The organism is Bacillus sp. UNCCL81 (assembly GCF_900112535.1).
In the GTDB taxonomy this organism is placed as follows: Bacteria; Bacillota; Bacilli; order Bacillales; family Bacillaceae_G; genus Gottfriedia; species Gottfriedia luciferensis_B.
The window spans coordinates 17,104-40,657 of record NZ_FOMF01000015.1 but is presented as its reverse complement, the minus strand read 5'-3'; the positions used below and the strand labels follow the sequence as shown (position 1 = coordinate 40,657).

Below are 23,554 nucleotides of genomic sequence, written 5' to 3'. Positions count from 1 at the left end.
CATTGTAAGTATATATGACATATGAACTACGCTGGTTTGTTTTAAATTGCGAACTATATTGGAAAAATTCAAACTGTTAAATAGATTTACTGGAAAGTAAACTTAAAATACTAGATTAGGCATCTAGGGTGGTGAGGTAATGTATGCGAAGAGATTTAATTTTGCAATATTTGTATCAAAAAGGAAAATCACTAACTTCACAGGAACTTGAATCAGAATTCGCTATTTCAAATCGTACATTACGAAATGAATTGAAAGAATTAAACGCGATTGGAGAAAAGTCTGGATTTGTGATTCAGAAAAAACGTGGTGAGGGCTATTTACTTCATATAGAAAACCAAGAGTTGGTCCAAACATATATGAAAGAAATAGACGGGGCATTAGCACCAGATTTACCTCGTGTTCGAGTGAATAATATTATTATGCTTTTGCTTCAAACGACTGAGTTTCAAACGATCGATCTGTTTGCTGATAGTCTAATGATTAGCAGATCGACAGTTTTTACCGACATGATTGAAGTTGAAAAGCAAGTAAGGATTTTTGATTTAAAAGTAGAAACAAAATCACGTTACGGAGTTCGTTTACTTGGGGATGAAACGAATTTTAGAAGAGCGTTTTCCTACTTTCTAAGCCAAAAAGAAACAGGGTTATTAAAGAAGTCAAATTATCAAACTTTTGAGAAAGCGTTTCCGTTTGAGGAAATTCGAGCTGTTTTGAGTGAAGAAGTACAGAATAATCAATTGAAATTAAGTTATTTTGCACTTGAGAATATTTTAGTGCATATCCAAGTACTCTCGTTTCGAGTAACTCAACACAACTTTATCTTGCCTAATCAAGAAAAAAAGTTAGATGTTTCTCTAATTAAACCGTCGTTTATGAATATAGCAAAGAGAATTTGTGAAATTCTTTCTGAACTATATCATGTCGTATTACCAGAGAGTGAAATAATCTATTTAGCTGCTCATATAAGTGGTAAATCGAGTGTAGACGATATTGAGGAACATGAAAAAAATGACTTAAAACAAAAACTAAAGAATTGTTTAGAAAGATTAGATCAAACATTCTTAACTCAGTTTTCAGGTGATCAGCAACTTTTAAATACGATGATTATGCACATGTATCCACTGTTAAGAAGATTATATTTCAATTTAAAGCTTACGAATCCTTTAATAGATGATGTTTATAGTAGGTATTCGGATGTGTTTATGATTGCATTAAATTTTTCTGAAATGATAAAGGAAATATGGGGATTTGAACTTTCTAGTGACGAAATGGGCTATATTACAATGCATTTAGCAGCTCATGTGGAAAGGGAGAAGCAAAAACAATTAAGTTCTTACAAAAAAATTCTACTATCTTACGGATTAGGAGCAGGGTCGGCTGATTTAATGAAAATGAAACTTGAGACACTTTTCCAAGGGGCAAAAATTGACGTCGTTTTGTATAGTGAGCTTCAATTATTAAAGTTAGAAGATTATGACTTATTAGTTTCATCGACTTCGATTCCATTTGATAATATTTCGATTCCGTATATTCAAGTAGCACCAATACTAACTGAAACGGATGTTCAAAGAATTCGTCGAACGCTTACTAGATACCCGGCTAATAAAGTTAAAGAAGATGTACCGACACTTTTATCTTTATTTCATCCAGATTTGTTTTATATAGAAGAAAGCAAAGAGTCGTTTGACTACAAAGCATTTATTAAAGAAAAGGCAAAAAGCGTTGTTGAACTAGGATTTGCAGCACCTAACTATCCAGCTTTAGTTGTCGACCGTGAAGAAAAAATATCGACGATACTGCAAAATGGAATTGCTGCGCCACATGCATTAAAAATGGTTGCGATACAGGATTCGATCAGTGTGGTGATATTTAAAAATCCGCCAACAATCGATGGAAAAGTTGTACAAATCTTATTTTTGATTAATCTTCGTGCCGGAGACTTGTTTTTACACAAAGAGTTAAGTCGATTATTTTTACATTTAATGGACCACCCCGAGACGAAGCAGAAAGTATTAAAATCAAATAATTTTAACGATTTTCAGTATGAAATTTCAAAAATCTTGTTTCAATATGGTTCGTAGCAGTTTAGCGATCATTCTAACAATCAAAGTAAGTAGGATGATCGCTAATAGAAACGAATCAACTTCATGCTATCATTTGTCCTTTTTAGATAATCTTGAAAACGGTTACTTATTAAAAAAGGTGTTCTTCGATTAGAAAATTAATTAAATAAATTATTTTGGAGGAAGATAAATGAAAAGAAATAAATGGTTTTTAGGTAGAGCACTTCCAGCTTCTGTACTAGCGGCATCAATGTTTGCAACTCCATTTAGTGGCGTTGTTGCAAAAGCTGCACCAACTATTACTACTCAATCAGTAGCGCCAATCTCAACTGGCACTAAGATTTTTATGAATACTACACAAATCACTCATGCAAAACCAAGTGGATTAGATACAACCAAGCCAGTAAAATGGACAACTTCTGATCCTTACGTTGCATATGTTGATACGATTGGTAACGCAAAAGGTGATTATAGTGGAAAGATTTTAGGTGTATCTGGTGGATCTGCAATTATCACAGGTACTGGAGTAGATTTAAGTGGTAATGCAGCAACTGTGAATATTACGGTTTCTGTAATTGAGACGCAGGCATCTACTAATCTTGAAAAGGTAGTTTACTATTACAATGCGGGAGATTCGAAAATTCCTGCTGCTCTTTCATCATCTAATTTGCAAACAACAAATATTCCAACTGCTCCATCAGGAACTAAGTTTCCGTCTAAAAACTATGTTGGCTATGTTAATGGAGAAAATGGCGTAAAATGGTTAGTTTCAAAGGATACTTTAATTAAGTCAAATGGCAACGTTAATTTTGGTGAAGAAAAAGATCATCCTGTCACTACTGGTATCGTATCCGATGCAATTACACTATATGATCCAAACTTAGCTCCAGCTGATCAAATTCAATATTTACAAGGTGGAAGATATATTCCTCAAACTGGTGAAAATTCAGGTTCAGGAGTCGATAAAAACGGAAACCCGACTCAATATAACGCCAAAGAAGTAATTACAAACATTATGTCTGATGGAAATAATGGTCTTTGGATTCTAGGCGAAAAAGGAAATGCTACTCATATTGTAAGAAAGCAAATGTCCCTAATGGGCAAATCATTAGTTCAAGAAGAAATTTCTAGAAACTACGCAGATCGATTTGGATTCCAATCTGGTTCTATGAGTTTTGCTAATAAGGATAATATGATTAAAGCTCTTATGACTGCAGATAAAGATGCTATAAGCTCAATTTCTGATACAGATAATGATGGTTTATGGACAACAATGTACGCTTCAGGTGAAATTTGGAGATACAACTACATGAAAGAAAATTTTGGTGAAAAAGATGCTAGAACAATAGATGCAAAAGCTTCTGCTATTCGTGCTGTTGAAGCCATCGTAACGCTTGGTTATGTATCTGGAACGCAGTTAAAGGTACCTTCAAAAGACAATGTTAACGATGTTGTTTATGTTGTTAACTCACTTGGTGGAAACGTAAAGACAATTGACGAAGGAAAAAAATGGCTTGCAGATAACGAAGGTAAACCAGTATTCGTTGACAATGATGGGAAGTATACGTTAGACACAACAGGAAAACCTGCTTCTGCTGGCTTCTTTGCTAGATCATATAAAGTAGAGGGCAGCAACAATGGTTCTACGACTGCAGAAAGCAAATCATGGGACCAAGCTTGGCTGCAAAAAAGTGCAGGAACTACGACTGATGTAAACGGAAATACAGTTAAATATTCTGTTCCAGGTAAAATCAGTGGAGGGACTGCTGGAATCAAAGCGTATGACACTGTTGCTGTACCAAAACGTTTAACGAATATTGTAAATGAGCAAAATCCTAATTTAGATGATGCAACAAAAGCTTTAGACTCAAACAAAGTTTATTATAAAGCAACAACGTCTACGGACGAATTGGTAGGTCATTACTTCACATTAGACCTAGCTTATAACACGTTTAAAGATAGTGATCCTGAATTAGCGGCTCTTGTGAAAAATGATTTAATTAATCATACAAATGCAATGGTTTTAAACAACTATTATCAAGTAAGTGTTACTGGGGAGAACCCAATTGAATCTCGTTTCAATGGAACAGCTCCTGGAAATGGATTAAATGCTCCTTCAGCACCAACTAAATGGGCTAATTTAAATCCAGAATTCCTTGACGGTGTATCAAATGCATGGGGTAGAAATGACTATGAAGATGGTCCATTAAATGCAACATTAGCATTACAAATGCTTGTAGCTGCAAGAGATATGGGCGGTTATACGCCAGAAGAAAAAGCTGCACTTGAAGCACAAGGTGTTGCAGTAATTTCTCCACTTGATTTTGCAAACGAATACAAAGTAATGAATGGTGTCAAAGCGTCTACAACAGCTTCAGAGCACAATGATTATGAAACAAGATATCCAAAGTCTTATAACTCAACTTCATTACTTGATATGTCATTACAGTACCACTCTAGATACTTTGGTATTTCTGCTCATAACGGAGACGATATTGGCGTAAGTGGTGTATCTTACGAGTCATACATGAACTATTCTGATGAAGAAGAAGCTGCACTATCATACTACACATTATCTCATCATGCTGAGAAAGAGAACGCTAAAGGGATCTTAGATGGTATGAACCAATGGTGGTTCAATGAAAAGAGAGAGAAAAATCCATTTATGTCAACTTTCTACGCAGCTTCTCTAGGTGCATTGAAAGAAAAAGGATTTAGTATAGGAAGTTCAACGGTTGACCTTGCAGGTTCAACATGGCAAATGACACGTATTCCAAATAACTTCATGAACTGGGATATTCTTTCTGCAAACAGAAATGACGTAACGCACGTGACACCTGATTTAATGGTTGATCAATTAATTCCACGTGATGAAGTGATGATGTCTAAATACAATACAAATATTTTCGGAACAATGGATCGTAGAACAATTGATTCTGGTAACAGCTTATCAATGGAATCATCAACTGTAACATCTATGCCTTATTGGTTAACTCAAAACCCTGAGGATGCTGTATATGTAGAAGGTTTAGGTTCAAAAGTTACTGCGCCAGTAAATAATGGAACAGAAAGTATTAATTATCCAACGAATGTAGCAGCTATGAATCCAAATGCTAAATATAACGAAGACACACATACATTTACGATTAATGTTGGTGACTCTGTTAAATTGGATGCTAAAACAACAGGATATACTAACAATGTATCTTGGTTAACGAATTCTTGGGATTTAGCTGGATATAACAATGGATTACCAACGCAAATCAATGCTGATTCAAATGTATCTCAAGTTCTTGATTTAAGAACTTTAGCAGCTTACGGTGAAGTTGGTAATGTAAGTGCAACAGGAATTAGTGTAGATGGTGTGCACTATGGTTCATACGCAACTGCTTTAAGACCAGGAACTAGTACAGTTACGGGCTATGTGATCGACGGATTCTTTAGAACACCGAAAAAAATCACTTACACAATCAAAGTTGTTGATCCAATGAAGTCAGCTGAAAAAATTGCTCCGACTGAGCTTGACAAGAACGCATTTGCATATCCAACTTGGTTAAAAGATGCAATGGCTGAAAAAGGGCTTAATACAGATGGAAACAAATATGTAGAAGTTAGTTACGAATCATCTTCACCAGACGATGTTGCTGTTGATGCGGATGGAAAAGTAACATACAACACTGATAAACCAGCAAACATTACTGCAACGGTTGTATACTCTGGAATGACATTGAACGGAGATCCACAATTTGCAAATGATAGCCACGTGATGACTTTTGTACGCACAGTTTCTAAAGATGCAAAACAAACAGTATCATTTGATTCACAAGGTGGATCTGCAGTAGATCCAATCACTGCAACTTACAATGAAGCAATTACTTCTCCAACACCAACAAAAACAGGATATACATTCCTTGGTTGGTATAAAGATGCTTCATGTACTCAAGCTTGGAACTTTGCAACTGATAAAGTAACAGCATCTACTACACTTTACGCTAAATGGGGTATTGGCAAATACACAGTTACATTTAACAGTAAAGGTGGATCTAATGTAGCTCCTATAACAGGAAACTATGATTCTATCATTGCGAAACCAGCTAATCCAACGAAAAAAGGATTTGTCTTTGCTGGATGGTACAAAGATGCTGGACTTAAAACTGCATGGAACTTTGCAACTGATAAGGTAAAAGAAAATACAACACTATACGCAAAATGGGATGTTGCTAAAGCAACAGGACTAAAAGCAACAAAAGCAAGTACTACTTCAATTAAAGTAAATTGGACTGGAGTAAGTGGTGTATCTGGTTATGAAATCGTTCGTGCTACTAAAAGCGATTTCTCTGACCAAATAACAAAAACAACTACAACTGGAACATTTAATGCAACAGGATTAGTTAAAGGTAAAACGTACTACTTTAAAGTTCGTGCTTTCACTCTTGATGGAAAAGTTAAAGTTTACGGTAGTTACACAACTGTTATTCAATTCAAACTTTAAATCTTAAATATTAAAAAAGAAATAAATTCTAAAAGGGATCTTGGTATATGGGGAATTACTGATTTACCAAGATCCTAATTCCTTAGAGAGGGGATAACGTAATGAACAGCAGCTTTTTTGAAAAAAAATTCTTACCGATCGCTTCGAAAATAGGTAATCAAAGACACTTACTTGCTTTGCGTGACGGTATTATGTTTGCCATGCCACTAATGATCATTGGTTCATTTTTCATTATCGTAGCTTGGTTAGAAGCAGATTGGTATCAAAACTTCATGTCAAAAGTATTTGGTGAAAATTGGAATGCATTTGGAGATATCGTTTATAACGGTTCAATGGGGATTATCGCATTAGTTGCAGTATTTGGCGTAGCGTATTCCTTAGCAAGTAGTTATAAGGTCGATAAAAAGAATATAGATGGAGTTCCAGCTGGGGTATTAGCATTAGCAAGTTATTTAATTGTTAATATTATGAGCACTTTCAAAGATGGTAAGGAAACTGTTTCAGCATGGTCACCTGATCTTTTTGGTGCACAATACTTGTTTGTTGGATTAATCATTGCAATTATTACTGCTGAAATTTATCGTTACTTCTTACAAAAGAAGATCATCATCACTTTACCAGATACTGTGCCGCCTACAGTTTCACGTTCATTTACGGCTCTTATTCCTGGCTTTGTGATTATCCTTTTCTTCTTACTAGTTCGATACGGATTTAGTCATACTGGTTGGGGAGATTTTGCAACGTTTGTTCATAAAGTTGTGACACAGCCATTTACAATTTTAGGATCAACTTATGTTGGTACACTTGTCGCATGTTTAATGGAACACCTTTTGTGGAGTTTTGGTATCCACGGTTCATCAATCATCACGTCTGTTATGGAACCAATATGGATTACAAATGCAGATGCAAACTTAGAAGCACTTAAAGCAGGTAAAACATTACCACATATCATTACGTATACATTCTATGAGAATGGAATTTGGATGGGTGGTTCTGGTGCTACTTTACCAGTTGCAATCTATATGACATTTTTAGCGAAGTCAAAACTCCTTAAGAAGGTAGGACGTCTAGCAATTGGGCCATCTATCTTTAACGTTAATGAGCCAATTATGTTTGGTGTTCCGATTGTTTTAAATCCATTTTTAATGATCCCTTATATTCTAGCTCCAGTAGCAGTATTAACAGTAACGTACTTTGGTACGGCAATGGGAATTTTCCCACATACAACTGGAACAATCATCCCTTGGACAACCCCATATTTCATAAGTGGTTATCTAATGACGGGTGGTAAGATTATGGGTGTAGTTATGCAATTGGTAGCTTTTGCAGTGGCTTCGATCATTTGGTTCCCATTCATTCGAATTTGGGATAAGAAAAATTTAGAAATGGAGAAAGCTAGTAAATAATTCTCCCAAGCAAATAGATAGATAATTGATTAGAAGAAGGGACTAAAACTTATGGAAAATCGACAAAAAATTATAACTTCGTTTCGATTGAAAAGAATCGGTGCCTTTGCCATTGATGCAATAATTGTTTCAATCATCTTGTCAATTGTGTATCGAATCACGGGACTTCCAAACTTTCCAGGAGTTCTAGCAAATATGATTGAACTTCAAAAATCAACTGCTAGTCAAGATGCAGCAGTAAAGGTAATGGCTCTTTTTAATGAAGCATTTCTCCAATCGCTTATAATCTATTTTTGTTATGACGTCTTAACAACCTTATTGTTAAGAGGATCGACAATTGGAAAGAAGATCTTTCGATTGAAGTTAACACGCATCAATAATAAAAAGGGAATACTTCCTTATGTATTACTAGTGATTGTTAGAAGTTTCTTTAAATTTTTGACGATGTTTATTTTTCAAGGTCTTCCGTTCTTTTTATCAGTTATTAGCATGTTTGCTAATAAAAAGTCATTAGCTGTGCACGATCGAATCGGTCGATTTGTCGTTATTAATAAGAATGAAATATAAAAAAACTTACTAAAGAAAGAGGAAATCATCATGAATATCTTACTTTGCTGTGCTGCAGGCATGTCAACAAGTCTAATCGTTTCTAAAATGGAAAAAGTTGCTGAGTCAAAAGGGATTTCAGCACACATTTGGGCAGTTTCTGAATCAGTTGTTCGCTCAGAAATCGATGAAGCTGATGTGTTATTGTTAGGTCCACAAGTACGTTTCCTTTTAGAAGAAATGGAAGAAATCTGTGAAGAGAAAAACATTCCAGTTGAAGTAATTAATATGATGAATTACGGCATGTGCGATGGTGAAGCGATTTTAGAACAAGCTATCAGTTTAATTGAAAACAAGTAGTAATTGTTGAGAAATGACTTTTCTGATCTTTGCTCAAGAAAAATACGATGAATACCTTAAAGGTAAAATTAGTAACCGTGGGGTTATGACGATAAAAAACTTTATTAATAAAGAGAGGAGGTCAGTTTTATGGTAAAAAATGAAACGGAAATTTTCACACTGATTCTTCATGGGGGAAATGGTCGAAGTGCTGCAATGGAAGCGATTCAAGCAGCAAAAAAACAAGACTTCGATTTAGCTCGCAAGAAATTGAAAGAATCAGGTGATGCATTAAATGAGGCACACCATATCCAAACAACGCTTATTCAATCAGAGATTAGTGGCACTCCAACTGAGATTTCACTTTTAATGATTCATGCTCAAGATCACTTAATGAATGCAATGACTGTAAAAGACTTGGCAAAAGAGTTCGTTGACATGTATGAAAGGGGCCAAAAATAATGTCAAAGAAATTCAAAATCGTGACAATAGGTGGGGGCTCAAGTTATACACCAGAATTGGTTGAAGGAATTATTAAGCGCTATGAACAAATCCCAGTAACTGAGCTGTGGCTTGTTGATGTCGAAACTGGACGTGAAAAATTAGAAACAGTTGGTGCACTAGCAAAACGTATGGTCAAAAAAGCAGGCGTACCAATGGAGATTCATCTTTCGTATGATCGTCGTGAGGCCCTTAAAGATGCTGATTTTGTTACAACACAGCTTCGTGTTGGACAACTAGCTGCACGAGCACTTGATGAAAGAATTCCACTTAAACATGGCGTAATCGGACAAGAAACAAACGGTGCAGGTGGATTGTTTAAAGCCTTACGTACAATTCCTGTTATTTTGGATATTTGTAAAGAAGTTGGGGAGCTATGTCCAAATGCTTGGATCCTAAACTTTACAAACCCTGCTGGTATGGTTACAGAAGCAGCATTAAGATATTCAAATATTAAGAGATTCATTGGTCTTTGCAATATACCGATCGGAATGGAAATGGGTGTTGCAAAACTATTAAATGTAGATCATTCGCGTGTTCGTATTGATTTTGCAGGTCTAAATCATATGGTATATGGTACAGAGGTTTATTTAGACGGAGTTAGTGTAAAAGAGCAAGTACTTGAAATGATTATGGATCCTGCTAATGCTAGTTTTGTAAAAAATATCGATGCTGAAGAATGGGCACCTGAATTCCTAAAAGCAGTCAATGTCATTCCTTGTTCTTATCACCATTACTATTACAAAACATCTGAAATGCTTGAACGAGCATTAAAAGATTTTGAATCGAATGAAACGCGTGCAGAAGTCGTACAAAAAATTGAAGCATCTCTTTTTGAAAAATATAAAGATGAAGCGCTAGATATAAAACCACCTGAGCTAGAAAAACGTGGTGGAGCTTACTATTCTGATGCGGCTTGTCGTTTAATTTCATCTATCTATAATGATACGAGAGATATCCAACCATTAAACACAATGAACAAGGGAGCTATTTCAGGCTTACCGTATGACGGAGCAGTAGAAGTTAGTTGTGTCATTACAAAAGATGGTCCAATTCCACTGACAATTGGGGAATTACCAGTTCCAGTTCGAGGATTAATTCAAACGATTAAATCGTTCGAACAAACAGCAATTGAGGCAGCGGTTGAAGGAAGTCGCGAAAAAGCAATTCTTGCATTAACGATTAATCCACTTGTAGCAAATGATAAAGTAGCTGTAGCGATCGTTGACGAAATGCTAGAAGCGCATAAAGAATATTTACCAAGGTTTTTTAAATAAAACAAATGTTTAGGGCAGTAAATCCATTGGGATGTGCTGCCTTTTTATTTTTTTAGCTTTTTTTAATAAAGATATTTTGCTGCTTTAATAGAACAGAACCATTACCTAAACTGATTATTTGTCGAACAAACACTTCAATAGACTTAGTAAAGCCTTCATTATGTTCAAAAAATTCTATGAGTATATATCTAGAAAATTGAATATGTCTAGTACTTTAAAACTATAAAAAATACTCCAAAATGATAAATTTTTACATGAATTTACATATTTTTATTAAAAATACAAAAAAACTTTAAAAATTTTTAAAATATTAGGAATTTTATAAAGGAATTTTGACTCAAAAAAAGAATTATTTAATTTATCTATTATTCCTTAGAAACTTTATTAAAAAAATATTAAAAAGTATAGGTATTAATAGGATCAATAACGGTGAAAGGAGATATTAGGGGGTTATCTGGAAAAGATTTTCAGAGGTAATTTGACATGTTTTTGATTGAGAAGTTTTTTCAATGAATCTGTCGATATTCCTCGAATTACTAATTAAAAAACAGGGGAAGTTTTTTAAGAAAGTTTGTACTAATTTATTTTATATAAAATTTCTGGAGAGGAACTGAGAAATGACTAACAAAAAAAATCGTAAAATAACTACATACGCTTTAGCGTCTGCTCTTGCTCTTTCTAATTTAGCATTTGTTTCACCAACTTCAGCTGAATCTTACCGACCAGGTGACTTAGCATCAAAGTTGGAACAAATTAAACAATCACAGGAAACAAAAGAACTACAAAATAAAAACAACTTATCTGATGCGAAAGCAAACTTAAAAGCTTCAGATAAAGTGCGTGTCATCGTAGAATTGGATGGACAATCACCAATTGAATACGCAACAAAACAAGGTAAATTGTTTAAAGACTTATCTGAAAGTCAAAAGTCTAGTCTTTATGCAAAAGTAGATAGTCAACAAAGTTCGGTAAAATCAAAGTTACAATCAAAAGGAATCAACATTAATTATAAAAAACAATTTACAACTGCATTTAACGGTTTCAGTGGTGAAGTTCAATTTGGAGATGTAGCAAAAATTGAAGCTACTTCTGGTGTCAAAAATGTCTATTTAGCAAATGAGTACAACCGCCCTACAGCTGAACCATCTACTCCAGATATGACGAAGAGTCATCAATTTATCCAGTCTAAAGAAACTTGGAAAGACACTGGATTTGATGGAAAAGGTATGGTTATCTCCATTATCGATACAGGGATTGACCCTACACACCGTGATTTTAAATTAACGGATCCTTCAAAAGAGGACTTAACAAAAGATTCAGTAGCTCAAATTGTAAAAGATAAAGCTTTACCAGGTAAATTCTACACTGATAAAGTTCCTTATGGTTATAACTATTATGACCAAAACAGTATCGTAACGGACCTTGGACCTGGTGCTTCAATGCATGGTATGCACGTAGCAGGTATTACGGCTGCAAACGGTGACGAAGCAAACGGTGGTATTAAAGGGGTTGCACCAGAAGCGCAAGTTCTTGCGATGAAAGTATTCAGTAATGACCCAAGCTACCCATCTACATGGTCTGATATTTATCTTGCAGCAATCGACGATTCTATTAAACTAGGTGCAGATGTACTAAACATGAGCCTTGGTTCTGTAGCATCTTCTTATGAGCCAAATAGCGCAGAAGATCTTGCAATTACTCGTGCAGTTGACAATGGTATTGTGTGTGCTGTTTCTTCTGGTAACTCGAACCATATTGGTTATGGATGGGGAGACCCTCTATCACAAAACCCTGATATTGGTGTAACTGGAGCTCCAGGTCTTAATAAAGACACAATCTCAGTAGCTGCTTCTGGAAATGAAGCTTATCTATATGAACATGCGATCACTGTTGATGGTAATAATAGTCTTAGCGTTGTTGGTAAAGGGATTGATGCTTGGAAAAATCTATCAGATAAATTTGGTGGGAATATTCCAGTTGTAAATCTAGGTAAAAAAGCTGACGGAACATACAAACTAGGTGCACCGGATGATTATAACGGTGTAGATGTTAAAGGGAAAATCGTATTAGTAGCTCGTGGTACATATACTTTCGCTGATAAAACGAAATATGCTGCTCAAGCTGGTGCAGCTGGTATTATCGTATGGAATGCAAACAACGGTACTCAATACCCTGACCAAGGCGGATGGGATGTTCCAATGATGCTTGTTAACTCAAAAGCAGATGGTGAAGCATTATTTAATTCGATTAATGGTTCAGGAACAATTCATGTTAACCAAACGGCTAAAAATGAAAGTCCTGAAATGGGTCGAATGACCGGCTTCACTTCATGGGGAGTTACGCCTAGCCTAGAGTTAAAGCCTGAAATTACAGCCCCTGGTGGAAATATCTACTCAACTGTTAATAACGATCAATATGAAGTAATGAGTGGTACTTCTATGGCAGCTCCACACGTAGCAGGTGGTTCTGCATTAGTACAAGAATATTTAAAAAATGATAAACGTTTCAGTTCGTTAAGCTTAAGTCAACGTACTCACTTAGCAAAAGTATTATTAATGAATACTGCGAAAGTTATTAATGACTTAGATGGTCACCCATTCTCACCACGTCGTCAAGGTGCAGGTATGATGCAAATTGAAAATGCTGTTACAACACCAGTTTACTTCTATAATAAGACAACAGGTGAAGCGAAATACGAATTGAAGGATTTCCAATCTAAGCAAGTTTCAATGACTTTCACAGCTAAAAATATTTCTGATAAAGATGCTGAATATAAAGTTGATACAAATGCTTTAACAGATGAATTCTATCAAACTGCTAGTGTTGATCGTAATGCGCTTCAAACAGGTGCATTAGATGGTGCAAAAATTGATGCTCCTGAAACAATCAAAGTTCCAGCTGGTCAATCGGTTGATTTTACTGTGAAAATTGATTTAACAAATGCAAAAATCCCTGGATTCGATAAAGATGATAAGAAAATTTTAGCAAATCTTCAAGACAATATTTTTGTTGAAGGATCTGTAAATCTTATCAGTACAGATGGTCATCCAAATTTAACAGCTCCATATGTAGGTTTCTACGGCAAGTGGGAAAGTTTACCAATCGTTGACGGATTCAAAGATCTTGGTGAAACTCGTTATTTTGATTTACAAAGATATTTTGGTACAACTGAAGCGCATGACATGACAACTGATGACGATACTACATTTTTAGAAGCTGCTCCTGGAAAGGATGGGAAGAATTACTACGCGTTTTCACCAAACGGCGATAACAGTGGTGATGATATTAATGCTCTTCCATCATTCTTAAGAAATGCATCAGAAGTACAATATAATATCCTTGACAAAGACGGTAAATTCCTTCGCCGTTTAAGTGCTCAATCTGATGTTACAAAAAATGCTTTTGACAATGGTAAAGCTTCACCGTTTAAAGATAGTGAGTCAACTATTTGGGATGGTAAAGTAAATGGTGAAGTAATGCCGGATGGTTTTTACAATTACGAGATTAAATCTGTAATTGGCTACGATAATGCAAAGTGGCAGTCTAAGAAGATTCCAGTTTATATTGATACTCATGCTCCAACAATTAAAGCAACTTATGATCCTGATAAGAAAATTGTTTCTTGGGAAGGTTCAGATGAAGGAACTGGAGTCCAATTATATAGTATTTGGGTAAATGGAAAAGAAGAAGGCCGAACTGATAATACAAAATCTTCTTTTGATCTTTCTAAAGCTCCGGCTAAAGCTGTAGTAGAAGTAGTTGCTATGGACTATGCAGGTAACGGGTCAGAAGATATTGCTGCAATTGGTGACGTAGACCTTCCATTGGTATATATCACTGATGGCTCAAAAGATAAAAATGGCGAATATATTCCTAACTCACCAGAACCTTGGGGAGCTTACAGTGATAACACAGTTCCAGTTAAAGGTTTCGTAACAGATGATATCGGTATTAAAACAGTTAAGGTTAATGGAAAAGAAGTTCCAACTACTTTTGATGCTAAGACTGGACATTACAACTACTCAACAACTGTAACATTTGACCAAGATGGACCATTCACTGTTCAAGTAGAAGCAACAGATTATGCTAACAAAAACTTCTCAGTTGCGCGTCATATTTATGTTGATACTCACGCGTCAGAAATTAATGTACTAAATGCTCCTACTCGAGTGGATAAAAAGGTAGATGAAGTTACTTTTAAAGTAAACTTAAAAGATAACTATAGCTACTTAAACTTCTTCGTTGGTGAAAACCACGAATTTGAAGTACCATTAATCAGTCCAGTGGATGTTGTAAAACCACTAAACAAAGACTATGAAGTAACTGTCCCATTAAAAGAAGGGCAAAATAAAATTACGTTAAGAGCGACTGACCTTGCTGGTAATGAAACAGTGAAGGAAGTAGTAATAAATCGTGCAGATGCTCCGGTTAAATCTGGATGGGTAGTAGAAAATGGCAAAAAATACTACTATATCAAAGGTGTTAAAGTAACTGGTATGCAAACAATCGGTGGTAAAAAATATTACTTCGATAATAGTGGAGTAATGAAAACTAGTTGGGTAACGTATAACGGCAAGAAGTATTACTTCGATAAGTATGGAGTAATGAAAACTAGCTGGTTAGTATTAGGAACTAAACACTATTACTTTGATAAATACGGAGTAATGAAAACTAGTTGGTTAGTATTAGGTAATAAACATTATTACTTTGATAAATATGGAGTAATGAAAACTAGTTGGTTAGTATTAGGTAATAAACACTATTACTTTGATAAATACGGAGTAATGAAAACTGGTTGGTTAGTATTAGGTTCTAAACACTACTACTTCGATCCAAACGGAGTAATGTTTAGCAATGGCTGGAAAAAGATAAGTGGTAAATATTATTACTTCAACAAATCTGGCGTAATGGCTGTAAATACTACAATCGGTAAATATAAAGTAGGTAAAGACGGAGCAAGAAAGTAAGCTTTTGAATTAATAGCTTACTAGAATTCGAGAAATTTTGGGCATGTATTCGATTTAAGATCGGATACATGCTTTTTATTTTGACAGGATTTATTGGAAATTAGGAAAGAAAGGGATACTTGTCTTAACGAAAAAAACCACAAGGAAAATAAATTCCCTTGTGGCAATGGCTTTTTTAATAGTCTCTATAATTTTTTAGCGGCTTAGCTTATTTTAGTTTTATTATTGTTGTTGTCCGCAGTCCCAAGTACACTTCGTTTCTTACCATATAAACCATACACAACAAGTCCTATAGCCATCCAGACAATAAAACGAATAAATGTAATACCTGGAAGACTTGCAATTAGATAAGCCGAGAATCCAATCCCGATTATTGGAATAATTGGAACTAATGGCGTTTTGAATCCTCTTTTTAAGTCAGGACGTTTTACACGTAATACAATAATAGAAGAACAAATTAAAATAAATGCTGTTAACGTTCCGATATTAACTAATTCTGCGACTTCGTTAATTGGCGTAACACCTGCTACAAATGCCGTAATTAACCCAATTAATAAAGTAGGACGATAAGGTGTTTTATATTTAGGATGTAATTTTGTAAACCATTTTGGTAATAGACCATCTCTACTCATTGAGAACCAAATACGTGATCCAGCAAGCATAAATGAGAACAATACTGATAGAATACCTGTAATAGCAGCTGCAGAAATGATGATTGTAATCCATTTCATTCCGATATTACTAAAGGCTTTTGCTACAGGAGCTGCGTTATTAAGTGTTTCATACGGAGCCATACCTGTAATAATAAGTGACATAGCAACATACAAACATAAAGCGACAGCTAATGAGATGATAACTGCAAGTGGTAAATCACGTTGCGGTCTTTTTGCTTCTTCTGCTGCTGTAGTTAATGTGTCATATCCGAATACTGCAAAGAATACTAGAGCCGCTCCACTCATTACGCCATGAAAACCAAAAGGCATGAAAGGATGCCAGTTAGCTGAATTAATATGAAAACTTCCAACTGCAATAACTAAAAGAATAATACCTAATTTGATTATAACCATTAATGAATTAAATTTAGAACCCATTTCAGTTCCTAATGTAAGTAAGCCTGCAATTCCAAGACTAACTAAAACGGCAATTAAGTCAACTTTGTGACCTGCTCCAGTACCAGGCGCGCCTTGTGCCCATACAGGAATATGAACACCCATTTGTAGTAAAAACTCTTGCATATAGCCAGACCATCCAATGGCTACTACTGCAACAACTAGGGCGTACTCGAGTAACAAATCCCACCCGATTAACCAAGCTGTACCTTCTCCTAAAACAGCATAACTGTAAGTATAGGCACTTCCGGCTACCGGTATTAAACCAGCAAACTCTGCATAACACAGTGCTGCTGCTGCGCTAGCTAAACCAGCAATAATAAACGATAAAAGAACTGCCGGACCAGCGTGTTCAGCTGCTGCTACACCAGTTAATACGAAAATACCTACACCTATAATCCCGCCTAAACCAATGGCAGTCAATTGCCATAAACCTAGAACGCGATTAAGTCCGGTATTTTTAGCCCCATCCTGTTGAAGCTGTTCAATCGACTTTTTCCTGAAAAAAGCATTCATCCAAAGACTCCCCCTTTTTATGAATAATCTGTATTTTTAGTAAATAAATACACACTGCTTAAAAGAGTGCGTAGTAACTAATCAATTTGTAACGGGAGAGTTGTATCAATTCCCATAATTGAAAGAAAAAGACTTTTAATTCCTCGAAATTATCGTAAGCGTTTTCCAATGCGTATAAGAAATACTTTTAGTAGAAGAAAAATCCTTTTCTACAAAGATATTTTTTGTATTGTAACATAGTTCAATAATACTAAGCAATAATAGTATGAATGTTTTAAATATTATACTTTAGTCTATTAAAATCTAAATTTTAACTAAATTAATGAAAGTATGTGCGAAAATACATAGATTTATCAAAGGTTTCTGTGACTTTTTTAGTAGCCACTAATTATTTGTTTTTTCTGGTAAAAATTAAAATATAAACAATAAAATTATTTTTTTGAAATTAAAATTTGAATATTCTGAAATAATATAAATCTGCCCAAATCAACCTAATAATCCGTTCAAAAGGACAAATAAATGGTTTATTAAAAAAAACATATCAAATATTTATCATTTTCTAAAAAATCTCCTTGAAACGCTTTTTAAAACAATAGACAATAGATATAGGAGAAGTCGTATTAAGTTTTTGGCAAGATAAGGAAGGGGCAAGAGTTTTATGGAAACGGCGAAAAGAATTGACGAAGAAAAAGAACAAGTAAAAGTAATTACGCCACGTCAGAAGAAATTTATTTTAATGGGGATCATTGTTCTTTTAATCGTTTCTGTGGTTCTTAGCGTAGCGGTAGTAGAAGTTAAAAAAAGTAAATCTAAAACATTACAGTTTATCAGTCCAACGGTAAAAAGTTTTACGAAAACTGAAACTGTGTCTGGTCGTGTAGTACAAAGCCATACTGAAACAATTTACGTTAATCCAACTAAAGGTTCTATAAATGAGATATTTGTTAAAGAAGGAGATACTGTCACTAAAGGGCAAAAACTTTTTTCTTATGAAGATACAACTATAGCAGCTGAAATAGGACAAGCAGAAGTAAATAAGAAGCTAGCGGAAACAACTGTTACGCAGAAAAATGACCAAATTGCATCAATAGAGAAAGACATTCAAAATGCTATTTCAGTGTTAACACCAACACCTAATACAACAGATGCAAATAATACTGATAAAAATACAACAAATACAACAAATACACCAGAGATTCAATCGCTGCAAGTTGAGCTTAATACTGCAAAGGAAGAGCTTAATGCTGCACAGCTAAAAGTAGAACAATATACTCTAGAAGCTGAAAAGCTGAAAGCACAACAAGAATCATTAACTGTTAACAGTAATAATGATGGGGTAGTTCTTAATTTGAACAAAAGTATCGGTCAAGGTTATAAAGCTACAGATAAACAGCAAATCTCAATTATGCAAATTGCTTCAAATGAACCGTTTCAAATTGAAGGAAAGCTAACAGAAAAAGAGAAAGCAAAAGTAGAGCCAGGACAAGCAATTAAAGTCACTTCAAAGGTTGTTACCGATAAGAGCTGGAAAGGAAGCATTTCAGAGGTAAGTAACTATCCTATGAGTGATCAATCTACCAACCAAGATAAGAATTCCAAAAAAGAAGTTATACCATATTACACTTTTAGAGCAACGTTAGATTCACAAGAGAATCTTTATCCTGGCTATGAAACAAATCTTGAAGTAGTAGTAAAATCAAAGGAATTGTTAGCAATACCTGAGACGAGCGTTAAAGGATCAGGAAAATCAAAATATGTGTATGTACTTAAAAAAGGAACTATTTATAAACAAAGTGTAAAAACTGGCCAAAAACAAGGGAAATATATTGCCATTCTTAAAGGAGTAAAGGAAGGGGATAAAGTAGGGAAAAATCCTTCCTGGACTGTCCGCCCTGGAACTAAAATTGATTTAGATAAGTAATAAGAAGAGACGATCACTGTAGAAAATTCATTTTACTATAGTGATCGTCTATTTATTTTCTTAAATTGTTGAAAGGCGCTGCAATCAATCTAAAAATCGAGCTTTTAGTTACTTTGTCTACACAAAGAGAGAGCCTGTTATAAGCTCTCTCTTTCTTTTTATAAAAGCGTTTTCAAAAAATAGATTAAGCATTTATTTTTTGTGGAGGTAGGGGAACAGCGCGTAGTTCGGTTGCTTCTTCTTTAATAGAAAATAAATAAGCAATCAAACCTAAGAGAGCCGTAATGATTAACATAATAATTGAGGAAGTGAAATTACCTCCTGATGAATCACGTAGCCAGCCCATAATATAGCTAGAAAAGCCACCCATTAAGTTTGTAAATCCGATTAAACCTGCTGCACGACCAGCCGTCTCTTGGGTTGAATATTTTACTAAAAACATATTACTAAGATGGAAGACACCACCTTGACATCCCATTGCAAGTCCCATACATATTCCTGCTAATACTGGATTTGGTACAAGAACCGCCGTTGTTAAAAATATAGCAGTCAGTGAAAATAATATGGATGCCATTAAACTTGGGCGTCTTGTTTTATCGGCAAGAAAACCACATACGAGAACAAACCCAAGTGCAAATAACCACGATAGAGAAGTTATGCTTGTCATTCCTTCACGATTAAACCCTTTTGCTTCAATCAAGTACGTTGGCAACCAAATGCTTATTCCGAAGAAAAGGAAAGAACAAACTAACATACCAAACCATACAATCCAAAAACGATAATCTTGGATAAAATTTTTATTCTCATTTGTACTACTTACTTGTTGTGCTACTGAGTCCACTGGACTTTGAATGAGAGCCAACTCTTCCTTGCTAACCCACGGATGGTCCTCAGGTTTATTTCTAGTAAGAAAAATAAACATTGGGATATTGATTAAAAAGTTAAATCCAGCAAGCAAAAAGAAAGCAGCTTGCCAATGAAGTGATGAGATAACAAGTACTAATATGACTGCCCCAATTGCTGGACCTAAATAATTACCTGTAAGCCAAGAAGCTTGAGCGCGTCCTAATTCTCGTTTGTTGAACCAAGCAGAAATAAATTTCCCTGAAACAGGAATCATCATCCCTTCACCAAATCCAAGAATAATTCGACTAATAATAAATGCTTCATATGTAGTGGAGAGGCCAGACGAAAACATAGTAAGAGACCAAACAACTAATCCAGCTATAGCGGTTTTTCTCGCACCAAATTTATCAATAATGAATCCCCAAAATAGATTCGAAACGCCATAAGCAATTGTAAAAACAAATGAAAGAAGACCAATTTTTGCATTTTTGTCAATGCCAGTCATTCCGAGTGCTTTCAAAAACTCTGGATCCGTTTGGATGACAGAAATTCCAACTTTATCAATTTGTCCGAAGAACCAAAAGAAAAAGATTGGTAAAGCAATTAAAATCCATCTTTTTTGTCTATGTAGCATTAAAATTCTCTCTCCTTTTAAAATCAAGTAATTGCGTTTAAAATTTGGAAGGAAAAAGCAGAAACTACGTTTACCTAATAGACATGAAGATCAAAAAAATGTTTTGATACTTCACGTTTTAATTTTGCATGAAATTGTTCGACCACTCCTTTCAAAAAAGTGTAAATGTTTTAAATATAAAACGGTGTTTCATATTTTAACAATGAAACTCTTTTAAAGATAAAATAATTAGAAAAGTTTGTCAATTGTGATTTTACAGAAAAATTTTCCAGTTTAATGTTCAAATGCAATTATCTATATATGTCTATCCATTGAAAAATAGAGTTATTGACAATAAATTCTGACAAATCTATAATTCAAGTTGAAAAACTGTTTTTTATATGAAACACGATGTTTTTGAAGTATTGTGTGATAGTCAGGTTTGTAGATTTTGTGTAAAAAATAGAGTGGAGGTACTATGGATGCCAATTAGTCATTTAAAAGAGTTATCGATTCATTTTCAAGAATCTGGTGAAGGACAAGCCCTTGTCATTCTACATGGATTGGGAAACAATTCTCAGTCATGGAAGCATCAATTAAATGAATTGAAGGAACAGTATAGAGTAATCGTTTGGGATGCTCCAGGTTATGGTGGAAGTTCCGATCTAAAAGAGGAGTTTCGGGATTTTTCTGAGTTTGCTAATGTTCTTAAAGAGTTTTTAGATAGTCTAGGGCTAGATTCTATCTATTTACTAGGTCATTCAATGGGATCGGCAATTGCAATTGATTTTACGAGTCGTTTTCCACATATGGTCGATGCGTTAATTATTTCAGATGCAACACGTGGAGCAGCTGGATTAAGTAGAGAAGAAAACGAGAAAAAACTTCAAAATAGATTAAACTCCATTGAAAATCTACATCCAACTGAACTAGCAAGAAAAAGAGTCAAAGCATTACTTGCTCCGAATGCATCGGCTGAGGTTATAAAAGAGGCTGAACGGATTATGTCACAAGTACGTCTATCTGGTTACCGTTCTGTTTCCTACTCATTATCGAACTTAAACCAAATGGAGATACTGTCTTCATTATCTGTTCCAACACTTGTTATGTGTGGGGAGTTAGATCAAGTAACTCCAGTAAGTGAATCCCAAATATTTCACGAGTTGATTCCAAATTCGGAATTTGTTATCGTTCCAAATACAGGACATCTATGCTATCAAGAAGATCCTAAACTATTTAATCAATCCGTGTTAAACTTTTTAAAGAACCAACCGATAAGTCAAAAGTAGAATTGAATCTATGTATTAGGAGAGGTTTGCTCGATGGATAATGTAGAAAAAGAAAAATATAGCGCCAATTCTTTAGTTAGGGGTTTAGAAATTATTAAGCTTTTTAATGAGGAACATCCTAGTTTGTCACTTTCCGAGATTGCAAAAAAGTTAGGGGTAAGCAGAACAGTACCTTATCGATTACTTTATACATTGCAGTCAATCGGGTATTTAACACAGGATGAAAATACAAAACAATATTCGTTAACTCCGAAAGTTCTTGAATTAGGTTTTAGTTATATAAATAGCTTGAAAATACCTGAAATTGCGCAGCCTTATATGGAATCATTACGTGATGAAATAGGTGCTTCTTGTCATTTGTCAATTTTAGATGGACATGAAGTAGTTTATGTAGGGAGTGCTCCAGTTAGAGGAGTATCAGCAGTTAATGTCAATATTGGTTTAAGACTACCAGCTCATGCAACTGCAAATGGAAAGCTACTGCTTGCATACGAGCCAAAGGATAGTCTTATGCAGCTGTTCCAAGTTACAAATTTAACACCTTATACAGATAAAACGTTAACGACGCCTGGAGAGTTTTTGGATCAATTAGAAAAAATACGTCAAAATGGCTATTCAATGACTAGTGGAGAATTTCACCAAGGTATTCATTCAATCGCTGCACCTATTTATGGTAGAACAGGAAAAGTATTGGCAGCACTGAATATCGTAGCGACTGAATTATCTTATCAGGAAGACTTCATGAATAAAGTTGCATTGCCTAAACTTCTAGATGTCTCTGTTTTACTATCGAACTATATGGGTTACAATGGCAGAGTTTCAAATCAAGTAAAATAGTCTAAGTTAAAAATATGGGTTCCCAAACTAAGGGAATCCATATTTTTTTTTGCAAAAAAAACTAGTTATAAACCTTGAAAATACAATGTTTTTTTATATTTAACTTTTATGACATATCAAAATTTTCTAAAAACTATGTTGACACAAAGAACAATCCGTCCTAGAATTATTTTATAGATAAAACACTGTTTTGTATATAAAACGCATTCGACGGTAAATACAAAACATTTTGTTTAAAAAAAGAAAACCAATACAGGGAGGATTTTTAAAATGACAAATGAAACTTTTTCAGTTAAAGAATTTGAAAAAAAATACGTGGCTCGCTTAGAAGACCGTACGCTAGATTGGAATGTATTAAAGTTTCAAGAGGAAATTGATCCGAGATATAAACGTGCTCAAATGCGTTATATTGGACGCGGTGCGACAGCGAATAATGATTCAAATGTAATTACAGCAGAACATTTTACATTAAGTACAATGGTTCTACCTCCTGGCTGTATTGGACCTTTACATCTACACGATGATGTAGAAGAAGTATTTTTTATTCTTGAGGGAGAAGTTACTGCTTTAATTCAAGAAGTTGGTAAAGATGAAGTACATGAAATTAAATTAAATGCTAGAGATTGTATCAGTTCTCCTCCTGGTGTTCATCGAGGCATTCGAAATGATGGAGATACTGAAGCACGTATGTTAGTTATGCTTGGAGCAGTGAAACCGAACCTTCCAACTTATCCAGAGGGTAGCGAGCTTGAAGAACTTCGTAAACAACGTGCTAAAGAAAGAGAAGCAATCATCAAAGGTTAATTAAAAAAAATGAAAAAGGGTCAGC

General features: G+C 34.8%; 14 protein-coding genes. 12 read left to right on the top strand and 2 right to left on the bottom strand.

The genetic code is table 11. The annotated features are described in order from the left end of the window. Nucleotides 1–143: 143 nt before the first annotated feature. From BM319_RS22020 to BM319_RS21985, 8 genes are all read left to right on the top strand, one after another. Entirely contained in the window at nt 144–2,084 is a 1,941-nt protein-coding gene (locus BM319_RS22020) for a BglG family transcription antiterminator (protein ID WP_025568872.1), read from the top strand. 172 nt (nt 2,085–2,256) lie between these two features. Further along, nucleotides 2,257–6,558, top strand: a complete 4,302-nt coding sequence (locus tag BM319_RS22015) for an InlB B-repeat-containing protein (protein WP_091024709.1) — start codon at nt 2,257–2,259, stop codon at nt 6,556–6,558. A gap of 101 nt (nt 6,559–6,659) precedes the next feature. After that, the gene (celB, locus tag BM319_RS22010) at nt 6,660–7,964 is read left to right on the top strand and encodes a PTS cellobiose transporter subunit IIC (RefSeq protein WP_025568869.1); all 1,305 of its coding nucleotides are present in this window, start codon (nt 6,660–6,662) and stop codon (nt 7,962–7,964) included. A 51-nt stretch (nt 7,965–8,015) separates the two neighbouring features. After that, nucleotides 8,016–8,531 (top strand): RDD family protein, encoded by a 516-nt coding sequence (locus BM319_RS22005; RefSeq protein ID WP_025568868.1) that lies wholly within the window; start codon nt 8,016–8,018, stop codon nt 8,529–8,531. A gap of 30 nt (nt 8,532–8,561) precedes the next feature. Beyond that, nucleotides 8,562–8,870, top strand: a complete 309-nt coding sequence (locus BM319_RS22000; RefSeq protein ID WP_025568867.1) for a PTS sugar transporter subunit IIB — start codon at nt 8,562–8,564, stop codon at nt 8,868–8,870. A 129-nt stretch (nt 8,871–8,999) separates the two neighbouring features. After that, a complete protein-coding gene (locus tag BM319_RS21995; protein WP_091024707.1) occupies nt 9,000–9,311 on the top strand; it encodes a PTS lactose/cellobiose transporter subunit IIA in 312 nt (103 codons plus the stop codon). Then, a complete protein-coding gene (locus tag BM319_RS21990; RefSeq protein WP_091024705.1) occupies nt 9,311–10,627 on the top strand; it encodes a 6-phospho-beta-glucosidase in 1,317 nt (438 codons plus the stop codon). Before BM319_RS21995 ends, BM319_RS21990 begins: the two co-directional genes overlap by 1 nt. 617 nt (nt 10,628–11,244) lie before the next feature. Beyond that, complete coding sequence (locus BM319_RS21985) at nt 11,245–15,594, top strand: S8 family serine peptidase (protein ID WP_091024702.1); 4,350 nt, start codon at nt 11,245–11,247, stop codon at nt 15,592–15,594. Between the two features lie 203 nt (nt 15,595–15,797). Here the strand turns inward: BM319_RS21985 and BM319_RS21980 are convergent, their stop codons facing one another. Beyond that, nucleotides 15,798–17,219, bottom strand: a complete 1,422-nt coding sequence (locus BM319_RS21980; RefSeq protein WP_091024701.1) for an amino acid permease — start codon at nt 17,217–17,219, stop codon at nt 15,798–15,800. A gap of 658 nt (nt 17,220–17,877) precedes the next feature. On the opposite strand from BM319_RS21980, the gene BM319_RS21975 reads away from it, so the two are divergent. Then, complete coding sequence (locus BM319_RS21975) at nt 17,878–19,140, top strand: efflux RND transporter periplasmic adaptor subunit (protein WP_091024700.1); 1,263 nt, start codon at nt 17,878–17,880, stop codon at nt 19,138–19,140. A gap of 184 nt (nt 19,141–19,324) precedes the next feature. On the opposite strand, the gene BM319_RS21970 is transcribed toward BM319_RS21975, so the two are convergent. Continuing rightward, entirely contained in the window at nt 19,325–20,620 is a 1,296-nt protein-coding gene (locus BM319_RS21970) for an MFS transporter (protein ID WP_091024699.1), read from the bottom strand. A 461-nt stretch (nt 20,621–21,081) separates the two neighbouring features. On the opposite strand from BM319_RS21970, the gene BM319_RS21965 reads away from it, so the two are divergent. The 3 genes from BM319_RS21965 (at nt 21,082) to BM319_RS21955 (ending at nt 23,529) form a co-directional block, all read left to right on the top strand. Next, nucleotides 21,082–21,888, top strand: a complete 807-nt coding sequence (locus tag BM319_RS21965; protein ID WP_069032672.1) for an alpha/beta fold hydrolase — start codon at nt 21,082–21,084, stop codon at nt 21,886–21,888. A 33-nt stretch (nt 21,889–21,921) separates the two neighbouring features. Next, nucleotides 21,922–22,725: an IclR family transcriptional regulator gene (locus tag BM319_RS21960; RefSeq protein ID WP_069032673.1), complete on the top strand. Its 804-nt coding sequence runs from the start codon at nt 21,922–21,924 to the stop codon at nt 22,723–22,725. 270 nt (nt 22,726–22,995) lie between these two features. Continuing rightward, nucleotides 22,996–23,529, top strand: a complete 534-nt coding sequence (locus tag BM319_RS21955; protein WP_091024698.1) for a cupin domain-containing protein — start codon at nt 22,996–22,998, stop codon at nt 23,527–23,529. The last annotated feature ends 25 nt before the right edge of the window (nt 23,530–23,554 follow it).

Excerpts from the sequence above, each read along its gene's own strand:
- BM319_RS21970 (WP_091024699.1), bottom strand. The coding sequence starts at position 20,620 with ATGCTACATAGACAAAAAAGATGGATTTTAATTGCTTTACCAATCTTT.
- BM319_RS22000 (WP_025568867.1), top strand. The coding sequence starts at position 8,562 with ATGAATATCTTACTTTGCTGTGCTGCAGGCATGTCAACAAGTCTAATC.
- BM319_RS21955 (WP_091024698.1), top strand. The coding sequence starts at position 22,996 with ATGACAAATGAAACTTTTTCAGTTAAAGAATTTGAAAAAAAATACGTG.
- BM319_RS21965 (WP_069032672.1), top strand. The coding sequence starts at position 21,082 with ATGCCAATTAGTCATTTAAAAGAGTTATCGATTCATTTTCAAGAATCT.
- BM319_RS22005 (WP_025568868.1), top strand. The coding sequence starts at position 8,016 with ATGGAAAATCGACAAAAAATTATAACTTCGTTTCGATTGAAAAGAATC.
- BM319_RS21980 (WP_091024701.1), bottom strand. The coding sequence starts at position 17,219 with ATGAATGCTTTTTTCAGGAAAAAGTCGATTGAACAGCTTCAACAGGAT.
- BM319_RS21995 (WP_091024707.1), top strand. The coding sequence starts at position 9,000 with ATGGTAAAAAATGAAACGGAAATTTTCACACTGATTCTTCATGGGGGA.
- BM319_RS21990 (WP_091024705.1), top strand. The coding sequence starts at position 9,311 with ATGTCAAAGAAATTCAAAATCGTGACAATAGGTGGGGGCTCAAGTTAT.
- BM319_RS21985 (WP_091024702.1), top strand. The coding sequence starts at position 11,245 with ATGACTAACAAAAAAAATCGTAAAATAACTACATACGCTTTAGCGTCT.
- BM319_RS22020 (WP_025568872.1), top strand. The coding sequence starts at position 144 with ATGCGAAGAGATTTAATTTTGCAATATTTGTATCAAAAAGGAAAATCA.
- BM319_RS22015 (WP_091024709.1), top strand. The coding sequence starts at position 2,257 with ATGAAAAGAAATAAATGGTTTTTAGGTAGAGCACTTCCAGCTTCTGTA.
- BM319_RS21975 (WP_091024700.1), top strand. The coding sequence starts at position 17,878 with ATGGAAACGGCGAAAAGAATTGACGAAGAAAAAGAACAAGTAAAAGTA.
- BM319_RS21960 (WP_069032673.1), top strand. The coding sequence starts at position 21,922 with ATGGATAATGTAGAAAAAGAAAAATATAGCGCCAATTCTTTAGTTAGG.
- celB (WP_025568869.1), top strand. The coding sequence starts at position 6,660 with ATGAACAGCAGCTTTTTTGAAAAAAAATTCTTACCGATCGCTTCGAAA.